Source organism: Lentzea kristufekii (assembly GCF_033949925.1).
GTDB classification, from domain to species: domain Bacteria; phylum Actinomycetota; class Actinomycetes; order Mycobacteriales; family Pseudonocardiaceae; genus Lentzea; species Lentzea kristufekii.
Genome location: NZ_JAXAVV010000012.1, coordinates 21571 through 44958 on the forward strand (window position 1 = coordinate 21571; position 23388 = coordinate 44958).

A 23388-nucleotide genomic window follows, 5' to 3' on the forward strand; every position below is an offset into this window, starting at 1 on the left:
GGGAGACCGGAGATGTCCGGCGAAAGGCAGTACAGCCGCCGCGCGATCGGCAAGCTGGCGGCAGGCGCCGTCGCGGCGGCGGGCATGGCGTCGTTGCCGGGCCGGGCGTCGGCCGCGCCGCACTACCGCGCGCACGGCCCGTTGCTCACCGACGGCTACCAGACGTGGATCGACGCGATCAACAACCAGGGCGCGAACCTCGCCAAGGTCGTGACGGGCTGGGGCATGCCGGGCTCCGGCCCGTGGCAGAACTTCCCCGACCACATCTGGACCGCGGCGGGCGCCACGAACTTCCTCATCGTCCGCACCGTCACCGGCGACACCGACCGGATGATCGACCCCAACCAGGCCGTGGCCGAGATCCGCGACTCGCGCTTCTTCGAGTTCAAGAGGATCCGTTCGGGCGCCGACAAGTGCATCATCGAACTCGGCAACGAGCCGAACATCCGCGTCGCCGACCCGTGGGCGTACGGCTACAACCTGAGCGTGACGATCGACCGGATCCGGGAGACGTTCCCCGGAGCCAAGATCTGCGGCACCGCGCTCTCGCCGAACAAGACCACGAACCCGGACACCTGGTACGCCAACCCGAACTTCGTCGACGCCATCAAGAAGTGCGACTTCGTGGGCGTCCACTTCTACAGCAACGCCGACGACGGCGACTTCGGCGCGCAGGGCGGCTGGAACGAGCTCACCTACTCGGAGACCCTGTCGCGGTGCGCGCAGAAGTGGCCCGGCAAGCCCGTGATCGCGACCGAGTACTCGATGCGGACGACCAAGCTCACCCCGTACCAGAAGGGCTACAAGTACGGGAACTTCCTGCACTTCGACGACTCGGTCGCGTCGAGCCTGTGGGGCGCCTGCTACTACCACGTGCAGACCAACCCCGGCGGCATCGACTTCCACGAGAACGTCGGCTCCGAAGGTGCCCGCGGGTACCGCAAGAGGTTGAGCGAAGGCGGCCTGTGAACCCCTCCCCCAGGTAGACTTGCAGGGCGTCTACCTGGGGGTTTGAGTGCATCGCACCGTGCGCACGATCGAGGACGTCATGGCGTTGCTGGACGAGTTGTCCGCACCCTGCGGCGGTGACTGGTGGGACCGCTTCTACGCGGACCGCTCGCGCGAGGTCCCGTTCTTCGTGACCAAGCCGGACGAGAACCTCGCCGGCCACGTGGAGCGCGGCACGCTCACGCCGGGCCGTGTGCTCGACGTCGGCTGCGGCCCCGGTCGCAACGCCGTCTTCCTGGCGCGCAACGGGTTCCAGGTCGACGCCGTGGACATCTCGGCCACCGCCATCAGGTGGGCCGGGGAACGCGCCGAAGGCCTGGACGTCCGCTTCCGGCACGGCGACGCGTTCGCGACCGAGGGCTCGTACGACCTGATCTACGACTCCGGCTGCTTCCACCACCTGCCACCGCACCGCCGCGTCGGCTATCTCGCCCTGCTCGACCGCGCCCTCGTCCCCGGCGGCCACTTCGCGCTCACCTGCTTCACCGCCGAGGAAGGTACCTTCACACCGGACGCGGACCTGTACCAGCGGTCCGGGCTGTCCGGCGGCGTCGGCTACACCCCGGACGAGTTGCGGTGGATCTTCCAGGACCTCACGGAGATCGACCTGCGCCGGATGACGGAGGAGCCCCCGGACTCCCCGCGGTTCGGCAAGTCGTTCCTGTGGACGGCCCTGTTCCGCAAGGACGTGCAGTGAACGGACGCACGTGTCCGGCAGGCGGAACAGTCGGGTGTCGCCACCTGCGAAAGTAGGGACAACCCCCTGCTCCAGTAGGTGATCCAAGGCACAAAACCGGCAGTATCGTCACCGGCGTGACGCCGGCCTACGCGTCGATGGCGTCCGTCGGCGTCATCGGTCCCAGCGTGATCGTGATCGTCGTGCTCGCGCGCCTCTACGTCGGCACGCGGCGCAGGCTCGCGCGGGCATCGGCCGAGCTCGCCGAGCGGGAACGCGAACTGCTGGCCGAGCAGGCCCGCGCCGACGAACGCACCAGGCTCGCCGCCGAGATGCGCGACGTCGTGACGCACCGGCTGAACCTGATGGTGCTGCACGCCGGCGCGTTGCGGATGGCCGCGAGGGACGACGGCGTGCGCCAGGCGGCCGAGGAACTGCGCACCGCCGGCTGCGAGTCGCTGGCCGAACTGCGCGACCTCGTCGGCGTGCTGCGCTCCGGCCGCGGCGCCCTCATCCCGGACGTGCTGCCGGACCGGCTCTCCCGGCTCGTCGCCGACTCCGCCGCCTCCGGCCTGGAGATCACCCTGACCGAGCACGGCGACGCGGACACCATCTCCCCCGCCGTGCGCCGCACGATGTACCGGGTCGTCCAGGAGTCGCTGACGAACGTGCACAAGCACGCGCCGGGCGCCCTCACCGAGATCACCATCCACTGTGGACCGAGCAGTGTTCGTGCGGTCATCCGCAACACCAGGCCGCCGGCCGCACCGGGTCTCGTGCTGTCAGGTTCCGGCGGCGGCCTGCTGGGCCTGCGCGGCCGCGTCGAGATGGTCGGCGGCACCCTCACGGCGGGCCCGACGGACGACGGCGGGTTCGAGGTGGACGCCGTGCTGCCCGCGTTCGTGCCGACCTGACGCTCACTCGTCGGAGGCGCGGACCGCCCGGCAGGCCAGGTGAACCGCGAGCCGCTCGTCCGGGTTCAGCAGGCTGACCCCGAGCAGCTGCTCGACCCGGTTGATCCGCTGCGACACCGTGTTCCGGTGCACCTTCAGCCGCACGGCCGCGGACGAGGTCACCGACTCCTCGTCCAGGTAGACGGCGAGGGTGCGCAGCAGCTGCCCGTCCTCCACGCCCGCCAGCGGTGCCAGCAGCCGCGCGGCCTGGTCGACCAGCGCCGGGGTCTCGGCCGCCATCGACAGCAGCCGCCGCACGCCCAGTTCGTCGACGTGCACGACCTTCGCCGATCCGGTCATCGCGGCCGCCTCGCGGGCCTCGGCCAGCGTCCGGCCCACGCCGGTGACGCCGGGGTGGGGCCGTCCGATGCCGGCGACGAGCGTGCAGCCGCCGAGCACCTGGGCGATCTTCGCGGTCAGCTCGCGGTGCTGCGACTGCGGTGGCTCGGAGTCGTTGGTGAGCCAGAACGACCAGCCCTCCGCGCCCTCGACCAGCTGGCCGTGCAGGCCGCGCCGGGACAGCTCGACGCGCAGCCGTTCGGTGCCCGCGGTGTCGAGCACGCCCGGTGCGGCAGGCATGACGTAGACGCCCGTGTGCCAGCCGTCGAGGCGCCATCCGGCCAGCACGGCCTGCTGCACCAGCTGTGGCGGCACGTCGTCGCCGGAGGCGAGCAGTTCGGACAGCAGCGAGCCGCGCGAACGGGCCTGGCGCTCGGCTTCCAGCCGTTCGGCGGCGACCCAGCTGCCCAGCGCCCACGACGCGACCTGGCTGATCTGCAGGACCGTCTCGGCCCATCGCTTGTTGCGGCCGCGGGCGTGCGAGACGAGCCACAGGTGCACGTGCCCGGTCCGGTCGGTCTCCACCGGCACGGCCACGGCGAAGCCCTCGGGCATCTCGGCGGTGGCGGCGACGGAGCCGGCCAGCAGCTCCGGTGGCAGGCCGGGCGGCGACACCCCCTCGATCGCGGTGCCGTCCGCGCTGATCACGGCGCACGTCACGTGCAGCTCGCCGGACAGGATCGTGATCACCGAACGCGGGTCGGGCCTGCTGCGTCCCAGCCGCGCGGTGACGGCGTTGAGCAGCCGGGCCGCCGCGACCTCGGGACGCCGCACGGCCGTGCGCAACGCGTCCGCGACCAGCAGCGGGTCGTCCGCGTCGGCCTGCAGCAGGGGTACGCCAAGCCGGTTCGCGAACGAGATCGTCGCGGCGGAGGGAGCCTGGTACGCGCCGGTCGACGGCCGCACCAGCACGACGGCCCGCACGTCCGCGCTGTACGCCCGGCGCAGCGCCACCTCGACGAGGTACGGCTGGTGCCCGGTCAGGATCACGAGATCTCCGGCCGAGCACGCCTCGACGGCCGTCATGTCCGCCGCCAGCCGCACGTCCGCGACCTCGGTGCCGACACCGCGTTCACCCGCCAGCAGGGTCGCGTCGCCGAAGACGCCGATCTCCAGCAGATCGCGCACGGTCAGGGAGTCGGCGTCGTCGATCACTCGGCGTCCCGGAACGGCACGTAGCCGAGGTCGTAGCCGAACGCCCGCGGGTCGACCCTGCCGAGCATCTCCGCGGGCAGCCACTGGGCCGGCGCTGGGAGCGCTACCACGTCCACGACCGCGCCGAACCCGAGCCGTTCGGCCGACAGCGGGTGGCCGGTCTCGGCGTCCAGGCAGCACAGCAGATCAGGCGTCGTCACGAGCGCCTCGCCGTCCGCGAGCGCGACCAGGTACTCCCCTTGCATCTCCAGGCGCACGTACGCATCGTCGGCGTCCAGCCGTCGCAGCGCCACCGTTCCGCGCGGAAAGTCGCCGACCGACTCGCGCCACACCTCGACGACTTTTCCCCGCGCCACAAGGAAACCACCGGAGGCCTTGGCCCGTTCGCCCACGGAGTCCGAGTGCCGCGACCAGATCTCGCCCAGTTCCAGGGCACGGGCGAGCGAGCCCGTTATGCCCGCTGCGACCGCGTCCGAGAGCTTCAACGGCTTCGCGACCATCATCGCCCAGCCGCCGAAGTCGACCATCACCGTGCGGGCGAGCTTCTCGATGCCGGTCGAGTCGAGCACCGCCCGGTTGCCGCTGGGTTCGGTGATGGCCAGCGGGGTCGTGGGCAGCCCGGCCGCGTCGTAGGTCGTCTGGTCGATCCGCGGGAACGCTCGTCCCATCCCGTCGACGTCGACGTACGGCAGGCCCAGCCGTGCGGCCAGGAGCAGCGGCAACAGGCCGTTGCACCCGCCGATCTCCCACCCGATGACGGCCGTCGCGGCCGTGGAGTCGTGCGCCTGCAACGCCTTCAGGGCTTCCTCTGCCTCCAGGCCGGAGGGCAGCTTCTCGATCATCACGGTCGGTGCGCCGAGCAGCCCGACCCGCGCGCCGTAGCCGTCCGGGTCGGCCTCTCCCGGCTCGAGGATCGTGACCGGTCCGCTCTGCCGCATCTCGTGCCGCATCATCGCCGCGAACGCGTGGGTCTCCTGCTCGCCGCCCCCGCCACCGCTGCCGAGCATGACCACACCCAGGGCGAGCCGGTCCACCTCGTCGGGCTGCAGCAGGTGCATGGGCGGGACTTTAGTGGCCGAGCAGCAGATCACCCACCGCACGCGCGCGCACGCGGCTCGCGTTTCCCGGCAGGTACGCGAGCGGGATCTCCTCGATCTCGACGATCCGCACGGTGCCGGCGTCCGCACCCGCCGCCACCGCCCTGTCCACGGCCTCCTGCCGGGCCGCGTCGAGCACCTCGTCCCGCCGTGCCGGCTCCATCGTGAACACCCGGTCGACCTCGCCGCCGACCTGCGCGATCGCGGCCCCGATGGCGTTGGCGAACGCGTGGTGCTCCGGCCTGACGATGCTGCTGACACCCTCGATCCCGTCCCGCACGAGCACGCTGCCACCGCCGACCAGCACGACGGGCAACGGCGCCGGGCTCGTGCGCATGCGGTCGACCTGCGCGGCGATCCGGTCGCCGACGTGGTCGAGCACCGATCGCACGAGCGTGCGGTCGAGGTGCCGCACCAGGCTCGCGTCGCCGATGTCGGCGAGGCCCGCCGCGACCGCGACGTCCGTCGCCGTCAGCGTGTCGCCGCCGAACACCAGGGCCTGCCGGGACAACCGGAACCCGACGCTGTCCGGGCCCACCTCGACCTTCGGCCGCTGCCGCACGACGCTGCCGCCCCCGAGGCCGACCGAGCGGACGTCGGGCATCCGGAAGTTCGTGCGCACACCGCTGATGAGCACCTCGGACGACGCCTCGCGAGGGAAACCGTTGTGCAGCATGCCGATGTCGGTCGTGGTGCCGCCGACGTCGATCACCGCGCAGTCGTCCGTCCCGGACAGGAAAGCGCCACCGCGCATGGAGTTCGTCGGCCCCGAGGAGAACGTGGCGACCGGGTAGCAGCGCGCGTACTCCAGGTCCATCAGCGTGCCGTCGTTCTGGCTGAGGTAGAGCGGGGCGTCGATGCCCTGTGCCGTCAGGGATTCCACGAGGCCGTCGGCGATCTGCTCGGCGAGCACGCGCAGTGCGGCGTTGATGATCGTCGCGTTCTCCCGCTCCAGCAGGCCGAGCCGCCCGATCTCGTGCGAGAAGCTCACCAGCAGCCCCGGCACCTCGGCCGTGAGGATCTCCGCGGCCCGGCGTTCGAACTCGCTGCTGACCAAGGAGAACACCGAGGTGATGGCGACCGACCGCACACCCTTGTCCGCGATGTCGGCGGCGACTGCGCGCAGTTCGTCCTCTTTGAGCGGCGAGATGACCCGGCCGTCGTACTCGTGGCCACCGTGACAGAGGTACGCGTGCCCGCCGATGGCCTGCCGCAGCTGCTCCGGCCAGTCCACGAACGGCGGAAGTGCCGTGGTAGCGGGAAGTCCGAGCCGGATGGCCGCCGTCCGCGCCAGACCCCGGCCTTCCACGACGGCGTTGACGAAGTGCGTCGTGCCGATCATGACCGCGGTGATCGCCGCCGGTTCGAACGCGTGCCGCAGCCCGCCGACCGCCTCGATGATCCCGGTCGTCACGTCGGCCGTCGTCGTCGCCTTGCACACGGCCAGGACGTGCCGGCCCTCGACGAGAACGGCATCGGTGTTCGTGCCGCCGACGTCGATACCGATGTGCATGTCCACCCCTCAGGCGGCCGACGCTTCCTCGACCACCTTACGGTTGGTGGCCCGGCGCGTCCTCATGCGCAGCAGGTCAAGCCGTCCGGCGCAGACGTACAGCGCGAACGCGAACACGAGCGAGTTCACACTGGACTGTCCGACCGACAGCAGCTCGCCGGCGACCGCCGAAGCCGGCCAGATGACCACCGTGGCGGGCACCCACGAGGGCGCCGACCGCGGCACGTACGGCCGCGTGGAGATGATCTCGTTGCGCCACCGCCGCACGACGAAGTACTCGGCGATCATGATCCCGGCGACGGGCGGGAACACCACGCCCAGCAGCACCAGGAAGTGGCTGAACTGGTGCACGATGCCCGCCGCCGCGAGAACGCTGCCCGCACACCCGACGATGACGGTCACCTGCGCCCGGCTGATCCGCAGCGCGAACACGGCGTCGAAGAAGTTCACGAGCCCGAGCGAGGCCGAGTAGAGGTTCCAGTCGTTGATCTTCAGCACGGCCGTGACCACGATCAGCGCCCCGATCCAGCCGCCGGACGCGCTGATGACGCCCATGACGTCCGTCGTGCCGAGCCCGTGCGCGAGGATCACCCCGGCCAGGCTGATGACCCACTCGCCGAGCGTGATCCCCAGAACCGTCTGCTTGACGACGTCCCACTCGTTGCGGTTGAAGCGCGTCATGTCCGGCGCGATCGCCGCCCCGACGATGAAGCTGCCGGTGACCAGCGTGATCGCCGTCAGCATCCCGATCGAGGGCCCCGGCGCCGGACCGCTGAGCGCGGCGCCGACGTCGTCGACGTGGGTCAGCACGAGCCAGCCGAGCAACAGCAGGAACGCGGGCACCGCCACATAAGCCGTCCACGCCATCCACCGCACGCCATAGGCGGCGATGACCGTGACGACGATCCCGAAGAGCAACGACCACACCGGCGCCGGCAACACCCCCGCGACGCCTGCGAGCGTCACCCCGGCCAGCCCGGTCTGCACCCCGAACCACCCGGTGCACGACAGGGCGATGATCAGCCCGAGCACGGCAGACCCGGCGTGCCCGAACCCGGTCCACCGGCTCAGGATCGCCGTCGAGAGGCCCTCCCGCTGCCCGATCACCCCGACCGTGATCGCCACGGCGTTGAGCAGCACAGCCCCGATCGTGAGCGCGAGGAACGCGTCCCAGAACGTCATCCCAAAGCCGAGCGTCGCGCCCAGCAGCAACTGGCTCAGCGCGGTCGTCTGCCCGAAGCGCTGGGTCGCGACTGACAACCACGGGTGCCGCGCCTGGTCAGGGACACGGCTGAGGGCCTGATCATCACGCCCGAGAAGAACGGCCACGATCATCCCTCCCCCTGTGATCGACAACCCGGACAGTAATAGCCCTCCCACGATCGAGCTACAGACAATGTGCACAGTCGGATGAATCACCACGTTGCGATTCGCACAGGCACCTAATTCATCGCGAGAGCGATTCGCCTTCGAGCGACCAACCGGGTCTGGTGCACGTCCATGCTCACGCCGAGCCCAGGCCGCCGCTCGAACCGGTCGTAGCTGCGGCTGAGCAGCCAGTGAGCAGCAACGGGAGTGATCAGCTCCAACCGCATCTCATCCCGCAGCCGAGCCAGCGCCTCTCCCACCTGCCGCGTCAGAAACGCGTGCCGCGTGAGGCTGCCACTGATTTCATCGATCATGAAAACCATCGCATGAGGCGCATCGCCGTACGAATAGCTGCACAACAGTGCCAGATATCCCGCGTCGATCGATCGGTCACCGATCCAGCACTCCCCGAATGTGAGCGCTCCCAGATCCCACTTCGGTTCAGCTTGACGCCGCGCGGCCTCCTGAGCCCACACCCCGGGCCGCCCGGGCAGCAGATGCGCCAGCGCCGTCAGCAACGCCGCACTGCGCCGGCTCGGCACCTCTCCCAGGTGCCGGACGACGACCTCCCACAACTCCTCGTTGTCCGCGAACGGCCCCACGAAGGCACTGACCTGGAGCTCGACCTCCAGCGGATCGGTGAGCTGCGGCAACGGGCGCCCGGCATCCACCACCGCCTGCTGCATGGGGGTCAACCTCGTCCGCATGGCGGGAGATTAGGCCGATCGGCGCAACACAGCCCGTTCGTGGATCAACGCCACCACGCGGATCACCCCATCGTGATCACCGCGCGCAGCCCGTCCACGAGCAGGTCGCCCGGTATCTCGAACTGAACCCCGCCCTGCGCGGTCACCAGCATCGTGACCGGCTGCTCCAGCGCGTCCACGACGACGGCCAGCTCCACTCCGCAAAACCGGTGCCAATGCGGCGGCCAGTCCCGTGGCCGCGCTCGTTCCCATCCGACTACGCGCAGCGGTGCACCTAGTTGAGTCCTAGCACTGCGTCACCGTCACTTCCTGTCCCCGCTCCCGCAGTCATAATAAATCCGCATGCCACTGAACGAGTGAGCGCACAACTCGTTCAGCCGATCGACCTCAATGATCCACATTGTCGATTAAGCCACGTGAGTTAATAAGTTTGCGGCATTCGCGTGACGCTGCAATCTACATCATCTATTGCTTGACTTACACGCAGCACCGGAACGAATCTCGAAAGGATGTCGAATTAAGCCGAGGAGGCGTCATGGGGCGACCGGCACGACGTAGGTCCCCCCTCGACGCCGACGAGTTCGCAGCCGCCGTGTCCGAGTACGGCTCGGCACTCCTGCCGCGGATGCGCGGCGACGGCCGCAACGAAGATCGCCTCCGCCTGCCCATGAGCAAACTGTTCGAACGCCTTGGGGACATCGTGGGACTGCGCGTCCACGTGCACGACGAGGTCACCATCACCGAACTGAGCTCCCGGCCTGACATCGCCGTTGACGTGCCGAGCGGCCGCGTGGGCTACGTCGAGCTCAAAGCGCCGGGCAAGGGAACACCGGAGACGAGCGCATGGCGACCGCACAAGCACGACCGCGAGCAGTGGGAGAAGCTGAAGGCGTTACCGAATCTGATCTACACGGACGGCAGCTCGTTCGCTCGGTATGAGAAAGGCTCGCTCGTCGGCAGCGTTGCGAAGCTGGATGGCGATCTCTCACGGGCCGGAAGCCGGCTCACCGCATCCGATGGCTTCGAACGCCTGATACGAGATTTCCTATTCTGGCGACCACCCGAACCCAGAAGCCTCCGCACGATCGTCACCGAGGTCGCTCCGTTGTGCAGACTGCTCCGCGACCAGGTTCTGGAGACCCTGCAGAAGGAAAAGAGCACGCCTGGCCGCAAACCGTTCACGGGCCTGGCAAGCGAGTGGCGGGACGTTCTCTTCCCCAATCCTGACGGACGCGACAACGACACCAACTTCGCCGATTCCTACGCACAGGCCGTCACGTTCGCCCTGTTGCTGGCACGCGTGGACGGGATAAATTTCGAAGGTCGCACACCGTGGGCGATCGCGGAACAGCTGGCGAAGAAGCACTCGTTGCTCGGCGCAGCGCTGGCCATGCTCGCGAACCCGAAGTGGGTGGGACACCTCAACGTTGTGGACTCGCTGGTGCGAGTGATCGGCAACGTCGACTGGACGCACATCCAACTCGGCGACGCCGACACCTACGCGAGGCTGTATGAGACCTTCCTCGACGACTACGACCCTGCACTGCGACGCCAGAGCGGCACCTACTACACGCCCGCACCTGTCGCCAGGTCGATGGTCGCGTTCGTCGACCAGATCTTGAAGAAGCGACTGGGGAAGAAGCAGGGATTCGCAGCTCGTGATGTGACTGCGCTGGACCCGGCCATGGGAGCGGGCACCTTCCTGGCAGAGGTACTCGAAAGCGCGGCGAGCACGTTGAGGCGCATACGCAACTCCGACGCCGTTCCGGCAGCCCACCTCCGTGAGCTCTTCGCGAACCGACTCGTCGGCTTCGAACTGCAGGCCGCTCCGTTCGCCGTCGCCGAACTGCGCCTGCACGCCACGCTCAAGAGCCGGTACCAAGTCGAGCTGCCGAAGGACGAGCCGCGATTCCTCACCAATGCCTTGGACAACCCGTACGACCAGCCGTTTCCCTTGGGGCAGCTGTACGAGGTGCTGATGGAGTCAAGAGAGAAGGCGAACCACCACAAACGAAACACACCGGTCATGGTGGTGATTGGGAACCCGCCGTGGCGGGAGAAGGCTCACGGCGCCGCACCGTGGTTGGAGCAACGCCGTGATCCGAGGAAACCCATCGACACGTCGAACCGGCCCTCGCTCGACGAGTTCCGGGTTCCGGGTGCTGGTCGCCACGAGTTCAATCTCAGCAACATGTGGACGTACTTCTGGCGCTGGTCCGTCTGGAAGGCATTCGAGGCCAATGATCCAGCCGGCGTGGTCGCCTTGATCACTCCAAGCGCCTACCTCACATCGAAGGCATACGCAGGAATGCGTCAATACCTACGCAGGACAGCCGACGAAGGCTGGATCATTGACCTGTCGCCAGAAGAACACCGCGCCGATACGAGTACGCGGATCTTTCCCGTGACCCAGCACAAGATCTGCATCGGAATTTTCGTCCGAGCAGGCGATCCACAGCCGGAGACACCTGCAACGGTGCACTACCAAGCCTTGCCTGGAACACAAGCGGAGAAGTTCGCTGCGCTGGCGGAGCTCAGCCTCGACTCCGGTTGGTCCGACTGCTCCACCGGCTGGCAAGCGGCACTTCGACCGAGCGACGACGCATGGGAGACCTATCCCGCGCTTGGAGACCTGATGCCATGGCAACAGCCGGGTATCACGCCCAACCGCAATTGGGTTCATGCTCCTGATGCCGACACGCTGTTCGAGAGGTGGGCTCGCCTGGTCCACGCTGACAAGGCCGAGAAGCCTGCGCTTTTCAAGGAGACGCAAGACCGAACCGTCTCGGACAACGTTCGCGCACAACCAGGCCTGCCTGCGGGAGGAGGTCCCGTTGCCGCCGAGAAAGACCTCCGACCACCGCTCGTCCGGCTTGCCTATCGCAGCTTCGACCGCCAAGTCTTGATCCACGATCGGCGGTTGATCGACCGCCCCAGACCTCATCTCTGGCAAGTCAGTGGCCCACGTCAGGTCTACGTGACCGAGCAGCACGCACACTCGATCAGTGAGGGAATCGCTCTTCACTTCGCTGCGGACATCCCCGATGCGCACTGCTTCAACGGCCGCGGAGGTCGGGTGCTGCCGCTGTATCGGGACCCGCACGGCACAATCCCGAACGTCGTTCCGCAGTTACTGACGGCGTTACGCCGGTTTGCTGGGACGCCTGTCGGCGCCGAGGACCTATTGGCTTACATCGCCGCAATCACTGCACATCCGGGCTATACGAGACGGTTCCGCGAGCAGTTGAAGACTCCAGGAATCCGAGTGCCGATCACGTTGGACACCCACCTGTGGCGGCGCGGGGTCGAGGCCGGCCGCAAGGTCATCTGGCTGCATACGTTCGGTGAGCGGATGGTCGATCCGGCAGCTGGACGGCCGCAGGGAATCCCTGACGACGCAAAGCCGAGCCCCGTCTCCCCGGTGCCGTCAGGCGACGGGCAGATCCCTTGTTCGGCACGGCTGGATGAAGCGACCGAAACCCTGGTACTCGGTGAGGACACTCTGTTCCAGGAGGCTGGCTGCATCCGTCCGGTCAGCCGCGCGGTGTGGAATTACTCCACAGGCGGAATGTCGGTCGTGCGCAAGTGGCTCAGCTACCGGCAGAGCAATCCCAAGCATCGCAAGCGCACCTCGGAACTGGACGACATCAATCCGCAACGATGGACGGCCCAGTTCGACGAAGAACTGCTGGAGTTGCTGGCCGTGCTCGACATGTGCGTCCGTCTTGAGCCTGAGCAGGACGAGTTGCTCGATGAGGTGATCAAAGGTCCGCTCGTCACCGTGACAGATCTCGAACAAGAAGGAGTCTTACCGACCCCCGCGGTGTATCGGAAGCCCCCGAAGGAAGGCGCGCCTCCTCTGCTGTGACCTGCGAACAAGCGTTTGGTGCAAGAACTGTCGGACCCTCCTGGTGTACCGGGCCGCATGCCGGACTTTCAGCCGTTCGCGCACCAGACGGCACCAACGTCGACCTGTGCGCCAACTCGTTCGGGGATCCGCCAGGCCCGACCGCACTGGACGTGGCGACCACGGCCAACCACCTCGGGACGTCCTGCCCACCGCTGGTCGATCTCCGCACGCCCGATCACATGCCTTGACGCCGCGGCGCTTCGACACCACGTCCTACCTAACTGCCGGTGATGTGAGCCGTCCGCTGACCGGTACCCCGGTCAAAGCACGCAGGGATCTCGCCCTGGCTCCGGCGATGAGTCACACGGGCCGTCGCATCGAGGAGGAACTCGCACTGGACGACTTCCTGAGCGATTCGGAGGCCTGATGGCCTCGCACCCTGTCACCCGAAAGCCCTACTGCGACAAGCTACGGTGGCACAGGTGACGACGTTTCCACCGGTGCCCGCGGACCTGTTCCGCTTCACCACGACCGACCAGGCGGAGCTGCACACTGCAGTGATGCGCGTGTTCGGGGTGGCGAACGAGTGCCTGCAGACCGTCCTCACCGCCGATGACGTGCAGCAACGGTTGCGCAGCGTCGGCTGGTCCGAGCAGGTGACGGACGACGAGCTCACCGCGTCCCTCACTGCTCTGCGTCAATGGGGCCTGCTCGACGCGTCGCAGCACCGGTACGGCCTCACCCGGTTCGGCGAGGCCGCGTACGCCGGCGTCCGGCACGCCGTCCACACCTTCACGACCGAGGGCGCACTGCAGACCGCCGTGCTCGACGCCATCGCGGCCCACCTCGACGAGCTCCAAAAGCCACTGGACGATCGCCGGACTTTCACCACGCTCACCCAGCTCGAAGGCCACCTGGAAGCGTTCAAGACCGGCACGACGCGGTTCAACGCGGATCTGCAGAGGCTGCTGAGGGACGACCAGGCCGACCTGTCCACGTTCCAGGACGTCAAGCGCACGACGGTGACGTATCTGCGCGACTTCATCGCGGAGCTGGACGCGCGCAAGCTGAAGATCCGCGAGGCCGTCCAAGCCATCGACTCCGCCGAGCTGCTCGAACGCGCGCGCAACGGTGCCGGGCTCGTCCCGGACCAGTGGCTGCAGCAGCGCAAAGAGCACTGGAACGAACTGAAAGCGTGGTTCTGCGACAACCCGCCGCGCGTCGAGGAGCTGCAGGACGTCTCGCGCAAGGCGATCGTGCAGTTGCTGCGGGTGCTCGACCGGATCAGCGAGCAGCGCAAGAAGCCCACGAACACCGCGGCCGACTTCAGGGCGCTCGCCCGGTGGTTCGCGCGGACCGAGACCGAGGACGAGGCGCACGAGCTGTTCAACGCCGCGTTCGGGCTGTGGCCGGCCAGGCACGCGCACCTCGCGCACGCCGACGGGGAACTGCTGCCGAGCGGCGAGGCGTGGCACAACACGCCGCCTGTGCCCGTGTCGCCGCAGCTGCGCGCAACCGGGAAGCAGGAGCACATCGGTGCCACCGGCAAGGTCCGCAACGTCGACGAGGTGCGCCGCAACCGCCGCGAGCAGGCGGAGAAGGAACGTGCCGAGCTCGAGTACGCGTGGTCGCAGATCCAGACCGACGGCGCGATCCGGATCTCCACGCTCACCAACCTCGACCACGACACGTTCCACCGGCTGATCGACCTGGTCGGCAGGGCACTGGGCAGCGATCCGGACAGCACCGGCACGCGCACGGCCGGCACCAGCGACGGGCGGATGCAGATCAACCTGCGCAACGCGCGCGGCTGGGCGACCATGACCACCCAGAAGGGCACGCTGAGCGGGCCCGACTACGTGATCGACGTGCAGAGCCGATGAGCCGCACGGGGAACCAGCTCGCACGGCTGGAGAGCGAAGAGGTGGCGCGTGGCGTTCGTCTGCTGCTCGCGCGTCCGTTGCTGACCGCGACGCAGGACCACGACGGCTTCGACCTCATCAGAAGGCGCCGCGAACCGATCACGAAGTGGTTCGACTACTACTGCGGCTGGCGTGTGATCGTCGAACCGCGCGCCGGCTACGCGCGCCTTTTCAAGGTGACGCAACGGCCCGACCGCACGCGTCCGGCGTTCGACCGGCGGCGCTACACGCTGCTGTGCCTCGTGTGCGCGGAACTGCTGGCGGCGCCGGTGAGCACGCTCGACGAGCTGACGACCCGCACGAAGCAGGCCGCCGCCGAAGACGGCATCCAGTTCGACCCGGCCAGGCGCAGCGACCGCAACGCGTTCAACGACGTCCTGACGTTCCTCGAAGAGCAGGGCGGTGTCGAGACCGGCGAGCACGTCCGAGCCGACCCGACGCTCCTCACCCGCCTGCTGGCCGCACCGGTGCCGCCCTCCACAGTGGACACGATCGCCGGACTGACTCGCGAGACCCGCTACGACACCGCGCACCGCAGCCTGTGGCAACGCCACTCCGTGATGCGCAGGCTCATCGACGATCCGGTGCTGTACAAGGAAGATCTGAACGCGAGCCAGCTCGCTTTCCTGACGTCACCCGCCGGGCGCAAGGTCGTCCAGACAGGCATCCGGCTCGCCGGCTGCACGCTGGAGGAACGCGCCGAGGGCTATCTCGTGGTCGACGCCGACGCGATCGCCACGGACACGAGGTTCCCGGACGACGACAACCACGCGAAGGTCGCCGCGTTGTTGTTGCTCGACCGGTTGGCACAGGGTCCGGCCACCACGGAGGACCTGGTCGAAGAAGTACGCGAGCTGCTCACGAAGTTCCGCACCTGGGCCAAGGCCTACCAGTCGGACGGTGGCGCGGGCAGGCTCACGGCGGACGCGCTCGAACTGCTGGAGGCGTTCGGGCTCGCACGCACGGAGAACGGCACCGTTCGCAGGCTGCCCGCCGCAGCCAGGTACGCGGTCGAGGAGCTCAATGACTGACCGGTGGCAACCGAGCCGCGCCGGCATCATCAACGTCTGGCGCTACTACGACGAGATCTTCTCGTTCTACCAGGGCAGACTGCTGCTCAGGGGTCCCAACGGCACCGGCAAGTCGAAAGCGCTCGAGCTGCTGCTGCCGTACCTGTTCGACGCGAACCTGCGTCCGCACCGTCTGTCGACGTTCGGCAGTGCGGACCGCACGATGCACTGGAACCTCATGGGCGAGGGAAACCAGGGCAGCACGCGCGTCGGGTACGTGTGGCTGGAGTTCCAGCACGGCGAGCAGTGGTTCACGTGCGGTGCGCGGCTCCAGGCCACCACGAACACGACGAACGTCATCGCCACGTACTTCACGACGTCGCTCAGGATCGGTGATCTGGCGCTGGTGAACGAGGCCGGGCGCCCGTTGACCAAGACCGATCTCATCGCCGCGATCGGTGACCACGGCGTCGTGCACGCCTCACCGGCTGATTACCGCCACACGGTGCGGACGACGTTGTTCCCCGGCGTGAGCGAGCAACGGTACGACTCGCTGATCACGGCGCTGTTGCAGCTGCGCACGCCGAAGCTGTCCGAGCGGCTCGACCCGAGCGTGCTGTCCTCGTTGCTGTCCAAGGCACTTCCGCCGCTGGACCAGTCCGATCTGACCGAGATCGCCGAGGGGTTCGAACGGCTCGACCGCCAGCGCGAGGAACTGCGGCGGCTCGACGAGGAGATCTTCACCGCTGAACGCCTCGCGGACGTGCAGCGGGTCTACGCCCAGCGCGTTCTCGGCGTGGCCGCACGGGCGCTGGAGTCGTCGACCGAGCAGCTCGAGGACCTGACGCGGGCCGCGCGGATGAGCGAACACCGCTACCAGCGGCAGATCACGCTGACCGATGAGGCGTTCGAGCAGCTCGCGGCGCTGGGACGCGAGGCGAGCGCGGTCGACGCGGAGATCTCCGGCATCTCCGACCTGCCCGCGTACCAGGAGGGCAAGCAGCTCGACCTGTTGCGGCAGCAGCTTTCCGCCGCGAGCCTGCGCGCTTCGGAGGCCTCCGCGCACGCCGTGAAACTCCGCGCGCGTGCCGTTGCCGACGAGGAACGGGCGGAGCAGGCCAAGTCCGATGCGGCCGCACGCGCCGATGAGCTGCGACGGTCCGCCGTGATCGCACGGGAAGCCGCCGAGCACGCGGGCATGCCGTCGGTGTTCGAGGAGATCGAGTCGCACGCCGACGCGCGGTCGGGCCGTCAGCTGCTCACCGCCGCCATCGAGTCCCGGTCCACCGAGATCAACGCGATCAGTCGTGCCGTCGCCGCGCACGAGAGAGCCGTTGACGCACGGAATGCCGCACGCCAACGGCTTGAGGAAACGCGTGACGAGCTCGACCTCGCCACGGAAGCGGAAGCCGCGGCGCAGCGGACGTTCGAGCAAGCGTTTGCGAAGTTCCGCGCGGACTTCGACACGTGGGCGCACGGCTGTGCTGAGCTGAACGTGTCCGAGCACGGCGAGGTCGTCGAGGCCGCCGCACGCGCTCGCGAGGAGTTCAGCCGCATCGAAGCGCGTCTGGAGGAGACGCGCACGGCGTTGAACGGCCAACTCTCGCAGTACAACTCCATCCGCGAGAAGCTCGCCAATCAGGTCGATGTACCGCCGCCCGCGCCGTACACGCGTGGCGACGAGTACCGCCATCACGCCGTGGGCGCCCCTCTGTGGCGTCTGGTCGACTTCCGCCCCGGCACACCACTGCCCGTGCGTGGTGCGGTCGAGGCGGCGCTGGAGGCGTCGGGTCTGCTCGACGCGTGGCTCACGCCGGACAACTCGTTCGGCCTGCTCCACCAGGACCGTTTCGCGGAACCGTCGCTGGCACCTCCCGCTCCCGGTTACACGCTGCTGGAGGTGCTCGTCACCGAGGACGAGCGCTGCCGCCGGTTCCTGGAGAGCGTCGCGTTCGGTGACACGGCCACGGGTCACGCCGTCGCGATCGGCGCGGACGGGACGTGGCGCCTGGCCAACGCGCACGGCCGCTGGACCAAGGACTTTCCCACCTACATCGGCGCGGACGCCCGCAAACGGGCCCGCGCGGGCCGGATCGCCGAGCTGACCGGCCTGATCGAGCAGCTCGCCACCGATCTGTCCGGTGTGGACGCCGCGCTGAACCAGATCGCCGTGCGCCGCGCCACGCTGGCCGGCGAGCTGGCCAGGCAACCCTCGACCGATCCGATCGAGATCGCCGAAGAGCAGCGGACGAAGGCACAGTTGCGTTGTGCGGCGCGGAAAGACGCCGTCGCGGCCGCAGCTCAGCGGGTGGCCGAGGCCGAGGCCGTCGTCGCCCAGCACACCGACACCACCGACATCCCGGACGCGGACGCGTTGTCGGCGTTCGCCACCGCGGCCCACCGCTGGCTGGACGACCGCCACGACGCGTTCACCACCGAGGCGGTGTCGGTCGAGGCAGGCAGCCGTGCCTCGACGAGCAGCGCGCTGGCCGACGAGGCCGAGGAGACGACGGCCGCCCGTCAGCAGGAGGCCGCCGACCTCGCCATCACGCTGGAGACCGTCGAACGTGCCGCAGGCTCCGAGTTCCAGGCCTTGGACCAGCAGCTCATCTCATTGCGCGCCAAGGCTCTCGCGCTCGCCGAGGAACGCGAACTGCTGCAGGACAAGCAGACGGGCCTGGCGCGCACACTCGGCACGTTGGAGGAGAAGCGCAAGGTCGACACCGCACGCGCCGCGGAAGCCGCAGTCGTGCACGAGGCGGCCGAAGCGCGCTATCGGCACCTGACCAGCGGCCACCTGCCCGCCGACGCCGGTGAGGTGCCCGACGAACCGGTGGACCCGCGCCTGATCCGCGACTCCGAGTCCCGTCTCGGTGCCGCCGTGCACCAGGCACAGCACCAGCTGGCCGGCCGCATCGACCTGTCGCTCGACCCCGACGACGACGTCACCGTGCTCACCGCGACGCTGGACGGCGCGCGCATGGGTGCGCACGCCCTGCTTCAAGCGCTGCAAGCCGAACGTGACCGCGTGCGCACCCACATCACGGACGGCGAACGCGACCTCTTCGACCAGACCCTCACCGGCGACACCCGAAGGCACATCGCCCAGCGCATCCAGGGCGCGTCCGAGCTCGTCGTCACCATGAACCAGCACTTGGAGCGCGTCCAGACCGCCTCCGGCATCCGCGTGCAACTCGACTGGCAGGTCGACCCCCAGCTGCCGCCCGGCACCCGAGAGGCCCGCGACCTCCTGCTGCGTTCAGACCTCAACGACGACGAACGCGCGTTGCTGCACCAGTTCTTCCGCGAGCGCGTGCAAGAAGCACGCGCGCACGACTCCGCCACGGGCTGGGAACAACAACTCGCCCAGGTGCTCGACTACACGACGTGGCACCAGTTCGTCGTGAAGGTCGACCGAGGCGAAGGCTGGGTGCCTGTCACCAAGCGCGTGCACGGCGCGTTGTCCGGCGGCGAGAAGGCCATCGTGCTGCACCTCCCGCTGTTCGCCGCGGCGGCCGCGCACTACCACGCCACCCCGACCGCACCCCGCCTGATCCTGCTGGACGAGGTCTTCGTCGGCGTCGACGCCACCAACCGCGGCCAGCTGCTGGAACTGCTGGTCAACTTCGACCTCGACCTGGTGCTCACGTCGGACCACGAGTGGTGCGACTACCGGGAGCTGACCGGCATCGCCATCCACCAGCTCACGACCGGCACGGACGGGGACGACGCCGTGACGACCGTGCGCTTCACGTGGGACGGACACAGCCTCACGGCCGACGACTAACTCCCGAACAACGCCAGCAGTTCGCGCTGCACGGCGGTGAGGGAGAACGACAGGTTGTGCCGCGGATAGATCTCCGCGGCCTCCCACAGTTCCGTGCGCACGCTGGACGCGGTGCCGATTCTGCGTCCACGCGCGCGTAGCTCAGCCACGATGGCGGCGGCGTCGAACAGGTACACGGCGTCGATGACCAACGGTCTCGTCGTGCCGCGAGAGCTGGCAGGAGGAACCTTGGGCCCGGCCAGCACCAGGTAGAGGTCCGGGCCCTCCTCCTTCAGGTCCAGCAGTCCTTCCCTCTTCGGGTACCACTTCACGTCCACCGTCCGGCCGTTGCGGAACCTGCCGTTGATGCCCTTGGACGTCTCCAGCTCGATGCCGAAGACCTGCGCGGCGATCCACTCGCCGAGGTGCCCGATCAACGCCGGCCGTCCGATGCACGACGACAGCTCGGCGTCGATGCGGTTGCGGTCCCGGATGAGCTCGGCCACCCGTTCCACGGCGCTCACGCCGACCCGCTCAACTGCCCGAGCAACCCGGCGAACAGGTCCTCGGACACGATCGGAATCCCGTACGAGCGTGCCTTGTCCGCCTTGCCCGACATGGAATCCGGGTCCGCCGCGATCACCACCGCGGTCTTCTTCGTCACGCCCGCCTTCACCGTGAGCCCGGCGGACAGCGCCCGGCTCTCCCACACGTCACGGCCTTCGCGCATCTCCCCGGTGAACACGACGGGATCACCCTGCGAGAGCCGGACCGGCCGGCGCAGCGCACCGGCGACCTCCACGCCGAGCAACGACGCGACCAGACGCAGGTCGGCCTCCTCGTCCGCGGTCACCCGGCCGTCCTCCCAGGCGGCGTCGGCCAGGGCGGCGAGATAGCCGCGGTGCAGCTCCATCACCTGCGGCAGGCCCAGGTCGAGCGCCCGAGCCACCTCGACCAGCTCTTCCTGTTCCTCGTGCGACAGGTGCCGGTCGACCAGCGCCCGGTCGAGCACGTCGAGGTACTCGTCGCCCGACGCCGTCTCCACGCGGGGCAGCAACCGCACGAGCTTGGCCAGGAAGTGCTGTTCGGCTCCGTGCGCGTGGCTGCGTTGCACGGCGAACGCGTTCACGGTCCGTGGCACCGTCAGCCGCACCGGCTCCACGTGCCCGATGCGGTCCAGGCACCGTGCCAGCAGCCCGGCGGACGCCCGCGCGTCGTGCAGTGCGGAGTGCGCGGTGCCCATCGGCACACCGGCCACCTCGCAGCACGCTGCGAGCGACCGTGACGACGCGCCGAGGTAGCGGCTCGCGAGGTTCATCGTGCACAGCCCGGCCGGGGCGGCGAGCTCGTGGCCGAGCCGCGCGAACTCGGCCTGCAGGAACCGCAGGTCGAACGACAGGTTGTGCGCGGCGAGCACCCGTCCCGACAGCCTCGCGGCGAGCTCACCGGCGACACCGGCGAACTCGGGCGCGCGACGGGCGTCCGCGGCGCTGATGCCGTGCACGTGCTGGGCGCCGAGGTCACGGCGCGGGTTCACCAGCGTGCACCACTCGTCGGTCCGGCGGCCGGACGCGTCGAGGTGCACGACCGCGACCTCGATCACCCGGTGGTGCTGACCAGGCGAAAGCCCGGTGGTCTCGACGTCGACGACCGCGTACCCGTTGCTCATGCCGGACCTGTCGTTCGGACCCGTGCCGGGCGTTATCCCCGGCCGCCGAGGTCATCCGTAAGGACCAACGCGAGTTCGCCGCGGGTCGTGATCCCGGGCTTCGAGTACGTGTTGGACAGGTGGTTGTCGACGGTCCGCACGGAGATCACCAGTGATTCGGCGATCTCCTTGTTCGTGAGTCCTCGTGCGGCCAGCACCGCGACCTCGCGCTCCCGCTTGGTGAGAGGCACCAACACCATCCTTGCCAGCGCGGTCGTTCGCGCGCCCTCGCACAGGCCCATCAACCGCACGGCCACACCCGACGGATGGAAGCCCTCCGGCCACGCATCGAGGAGATCGCCAACGAGTTGCTCGACGTGTGGCAGGGCGCGGAGGAGGTGGACGTCATCGAGACGTTCGCCCATCCCCTGCCGTGCACCGTCATCTGTGAACTCCTAGGTGTGCCCAAAGAGGACAGAGATGAGGTCCGGAAGCTCACCGCGGAGTTGCTCGCACCGGCCACCATGGCCGAGGCGTACGGCAGGTTCACCGCGTACGCCGAACGCCTGGTGGCCACCAAGGAGCCCGGCGACGACGTCATCACCGAGCTCCGCGACCAGCCGAACCTCGCGAGCACCCTTGTGCTGCTCATCACAGCAGGCCACGAGACGACCGTGCAGCTATCGGCAGCGGCCTGCTCGCCCTGCTGCGCGATCCCGCGCTGATGCGGTCGCTGGCCGACAGTCCGATCCTGATTCCGGAGGCCGTCGAGGAGCTCCTGCGCCACGACGGTCCGTTCGCGCTGGGGGTGAGTCGCGTCGCCACTTCCGACGTGGTGATCGGAGGGGTCACGATTCCGGAATCTTCGCAGGTCACCGTCTCACCAGGGGCGGCGAACCGGGATCCGTCCCGGTATTCCGACCCGGACGTGTTGCAGCTGGGCCGAGACCCACACGTCGCGTTCGGTCACGGGGTCCACTACTGCGTGGGGGCGCGCCTGGCTCGTATCGAGGGTGAGATCGCGTTCGGAACGCTCCTTCGGCGTTTCCCGGAACTCGCGCTCGCCGCTGAGCCCGAGTGGCGGGAGTCATTCATCCGAGGCTTGGGATCATTTCGCGTGCGACCGAAGCCTTGACGGCCGCACGGGCGGCCGACAGGTCGTCGACCGCGTAAATCTCGGGACAGGACGCGATGACGAGGTCCTTGTCCGACGCGACGGTCAGCAAAGAAACTTTCTCCGTCAACGACTTGGCTTGCCGGACAACTCCCTTGGCATCGACGCGGATCAACGTGACCCACGTCTCTGACCAGGGAAAGTCCGCTACGGCACTGGATTTCCGCAGGCCTTCCACATCGAACTCGGCAAATCTGGGCATGACACCAAGATAACGAGTCGAGGTTGCGGAAAGTCAAAGATCACCCTTTCACCGCAATGCAGCCAGCAGATGGGACAGGTTGACACCAACGGCGTCCGCCAACCGGCGCACGACTTCTGGAGCGGGTGCCAACGGGTGTGTCTCACGGGTGAACGGCAGACCTTCACCGCCTGAAAACTTCGATTGCGGCGTAACGGGCGCGAGCATCGGGTAGACGCGCCAGCGCGGCACCTTCGAGTCCGCCATGGCGAGCGTGTTCTCGTGCCACAACATCACAGCCGATGACCGGATGTTGCGCGCGAGGACGCAGCCGTGGCCCGTGAGCGTGATCGCGCGCGCAGCGGCCCGCACCGCGTTGCGGAACTCGCCCTCCACCACCCACACGCCGTTCATGAACTCCGCGGTGAAGCCTTCGGTCTCCAGTGCGGCGATCGTTTCGGCGTGCTGGTCGTCCGCTGCGGCCGTGGCGAGCTCGATGACCTCCTGCACCTCCGAGGCCGTCACCACGCGCGCACCGGCCTCTGTGGAGGCGTGCAGGAGCCGTTCCACGTGACGGTCCTCCGCGTAGGCAGCCCACTCCTGGGCCTTCTCCCACGCCGACCGTGCGATGACGTCGGCCTCGGAGCCGCCACGCAGGCGTGCGTCCTGCAGCAGCTGTGCGAGCACCACGGCGATGACCGAACTCAGCAGTGCGTCGTCACGTGACTCGTCGTCCGCGGGCACGAGAGAGACGACCAGGTCGCGCAGATCGGCGCGCCAGCTCTCGTCGCCCGCCCACACTCCGATGGCGAGCAGGTTCAAGTAGTGGTCCGCGAGGGCCATCCGCACGAGCAACGGCTGAGTGCCCGCTTCTCGTGCGTCGCGGCGTGCGGTGACCTTCATCTGCTGTCGTTCCGCGGGATCCACCACGCTCACGCGGATCTTGTCGAGTTCGTCGAGGAAGTCGTCCCACCGGTCATCCGAAAACCGGGCGAAGACGTCGTCCACCTGATACCTCCAG

General features: G+C 68.5%; 21 protein-coding genes. 10 read left to right on the top strand and 11 right to left on the bottom strand.

The window, feature by feature from the left end; translation table 11 throughout:
- The first annotated feature begins 12 nt into the window (after nt 1-12).
- From SK571_RS24040 to SK571_RS24050, 3 genes are all read left to right on the top strand, one after another.
- Entirely contained in the window at nt 13-969 is a 957-nt protein-coding gene (locus tag SK571_RS24040; RefSeq protein ID WP_319986352.1) for a glycoside hydrolase family protein, read from the top strand.
- 58 nt (nt 970-1027) lie between these two features.
- Nucleotides 1028-1705, top strand: a complete 678-nt coding sequence (locus SK571_RS24045; protein ID WP_319986353.1) for a class I SAM-dependent methyltransferase — start codon at nt 1028-1030, stop codon at nt 1703-1705.
- 116 nt (nt 1706-1821) lie between these two features.
- Nucleotides 1822-2598, top strand: a complete 777-nt coding sequence (locus SK571_RS24050) for a sensor histidine kinase (RefSeq protein WP_319986354.1) — start codon at nt 1822-1824, stop codon at nt 2596-2598.
- 3 nt (nt 2599-2601) lie between these two features.
- Here the strand turns inward: SK571_RS24050 and SK571_RS24055 are convergent, their stop codons facing one another.
- The 6 genes from SK571_RS24055 to SK571_RS24080 form a co-directional block, all read right to left on the bottom strand.
- Nucleotides 2602-4131 (bottom strand): helix-turn-helix domain-containing protein, encoded by a 1530-nt coding sequence (locus SK571_RS24055; protein WP_319986355.1) that lies wholly within the window; start codon nt 4129-4131, stop codon nt 2602-2604.
- The gene (locus tag SK571_RS24060; RefSeq protein WP_319986356.1) at nt 4128-5189 is read right to left on the bottom strand and encodes a DUF917 domain-containing protein; all 1062 of its coding nucleotides are present in this window, start codon (nt 5187-5189) and stop codon (nt 4128-4130) included. Before SK571_RS24060 ends, SK571_RS24055 begins: the two co-directional genes overlap by 4 nt.
- 10 nt (nt 5190-5199) lie before the next feature.
- A complete protein-coding gene (locus SK571_RS24065) occupies nt 5200-6741 on the bottom strand; it encodes a hydantoinase/oxoprolinase family protein (RefSeq protein ID WP_319986357.1) in 1542 nt (513 codons plus the stop codon).
- 9 nt (nt 6742-6750) lie between these two features.
- Entirely contained in the window at nt 6751-8070 is a 1320-nt protein-coding gene (locus tag SK571_RS24070) for a purine-cytosine permease family protein (protein WP_319986358.1), read from the bottom strand.
- A gap of 113 nt (nt 8071-8183) precedes the next feature.
- Nucleotides 8184-8795, bottom strand: a complete 612-nt coding sequence (locus SK571_RS24075; protein WP_319986359.1) for a hypothetical protein — start codon at nt 8793-8795, stop codon at nt 8184-8186.
- An 83-nt stretch (nt 8796-8878) separates the two neighbouring features.
- Nucleotides 8879-9013 carry a hypothetical protein gene (locus SK571_RS24080; RefSeq protein ID WP_319986360.1) on the bottom strand — a complete coding sequence of 45 codons (135 nt, stop codon included), beginning with the start codon at nt 9011-9013 and terminating at the stop codon, nt 8879-8881.
- Nucleotides 9014-9351: 338 nt separating this feature from the next.
- Between SK571_RS24080 and SK571_RS24085 the strand changes: the two genes are divergently transcribed.
- The 5 genes from SK571_RS24085 (at nt 9352) to SK571_RS24105 (ending at nt 19385) form a co-directional block, all read left to right on the top strand.
- Complete coding sequence (locus tag SK571_RS24085) at nt 9352-12684, top strand: type ISP restriction/modification enzyme (RefSeq protein WP_319986361.1); 3333 nt, start codon at nt 9352-9354, stop codon at nt 12682-12684.
- Between the two features lie 226 nt (nt 12685-12910).
- Nucleotides 12911-13093 carry a DUF2399 domain-containing protein gene (locus SK571_RS24090; RefSeq protein WP_319986362.1) on the top strand — a complete coding sequence of 61 codons (183 nt, stop codon included), beginning with the start codon at nt 12911-12913 and terminating at the stop codon, nt 13091-13093.
- 55 nt (nt 13094-13148) lie between these two features.
- Nucleotides 13149-14549, top strand: a complete 1401-nt coding sequence (locus SK571_RS24095; RefSeq protein ID WP_319986363.1) for a TIGR02677 family protein — start codon at nt 13149-13151, stop codon at nt 14547-14549.
- Entirely contained in the window at nt 14546-15619 is a 1074-nt protein-coding gene (locus SK571_RS24100) for a TIGR02678 family protein (RefSeq protein ID WP_319986364.1), read from the top strand. The genes SK571_RS24095 and SK571_RS24100 overlap by 4 nt, the downstream gene beginning before the upstream one ends.
- Nucleotides 15612-19385, top strand: coding sequence for an SbcC/MukB-like Walker B domain-containing protein (locus tag SK571_RS24105; RefSeq protein WP_319986365.1), 3774 nt, complete (start codon nt 15612-15614; stop codon nt 19383-19385). Before SK571_RS24100 ends, SK571_RS24105 begins: the two co-directional genes overlap by 8 nt.
- Here SK571_RS24105 and SK571_RS24110 read toward each other — a convergent pair.
- The 3 genes from SK571_RS24110 to SK571_RS24120 are packed head-to-tail and all read right to left on the bottom strand — an operon-like array spanning nt 19382 to nt 21263.
- The gene (locus SK571_RS24110; protein ID WP_319986366.1) at nt 19382-19888 is read right to left on the bottom strand and encodes a hypothetical protein; all 507 of its coding nucleotides are present in this window, start codon (nt 19886-19888) and stop codon (nt 19382-19384) included. The two genes, SK571_RS24105 and SK571_RS24110, sit on opposite strands and share 4 nt — an antisense overlap.
- Nucleotides 19885-21033 carry an exonuclease domain-containing protein gene (locus SK571_RS24115; protein WP_319986367.1) on the bottom strand — a complete coding sequence of 383 codons (1149 nt, stop codon included), beginning with the start codon at nt 21031-21033 and terminating at the stop codon, nt 19885-19887. Before SK571_RS24115 ends, SK571_RS24110 begins: the two co-directional genes overlap by 4 nt.
- A gap of 32 nt (nt 21034-21065) precedes the next feature.
- The gene (locus SK571_RS24120) at nt 21066-21263 is read right to left on the bottom strand and encodes a helix-turn-helix domain-containing protein (protein WP_319986368.1); all 198 of its coding nucleotides are present in this window, start codon (nt 21261-21263) and stop codon (nt 21066-21068) included.
- 75 nt (nt 21264-21338) lie between these two features.
- Between SK571_RS24120 and SK571_RS24125 the strand changes: the two genes are divergently transcribed.
- Both SK571_RS24125 and SK571_RS46420 read left to right on the top strand, forming a co-directional pair.
- Nucleotides 21339-21737: a cytochrome P450 family protein gene (locus SK571_RS24125; protein WP_319986369.1), complete on the top strand. Its 399-nt coding sequence runs from the start codon at nt 21339-21341 to the stop codon at nt 21735-21737.
- Nucleotides 21737-22147, top strand: coding sequence for a cytochrome P450 (locus SK571_RS46420; RefSeq protein ID WP_406602024.1), 411 nt, complete (start codon nt 21737-21739; stop codon nt 22145-22147). The genes SK571_RS24125 and SK571_RS46420 overlap by 1 nt, the downstream gene beginning before the upstream one ends.
- On the opposite strand, the gene SK571_RS24130 is transcribed toward SK571_RS46420, so the two are convergent.
- Nucleotides 22104-22388, bottom strand: a complete 285-nt coding sequence (locus SK571_RS24130) for a hypothetical protein (RefSeq protein WP_266037982.1) — start codon at nt 22386-22388, stop codon at nt 22104-22106. The genes SK571_RS46420 and SK571_RS24130 overlap by 44 nt on opposite strands.
- A gap of 48 nt (nt 22389-22436) precedes the next feature.
- Nucleotides 22437-23375 carry a hypothetical protein gene (locus tag SK571_RS24135; RefSeq protein WP_319986370.1) on the bottom strand — a complete coding sequence of 313 codons (939 nt, stop codon included), beginning with the start codon at nt 23373-23375 and terminating at the stop codon, nt 22437-22439.
- Between the last annotated feature and the right edge of the window lie 13 nt (nt 23376-23388).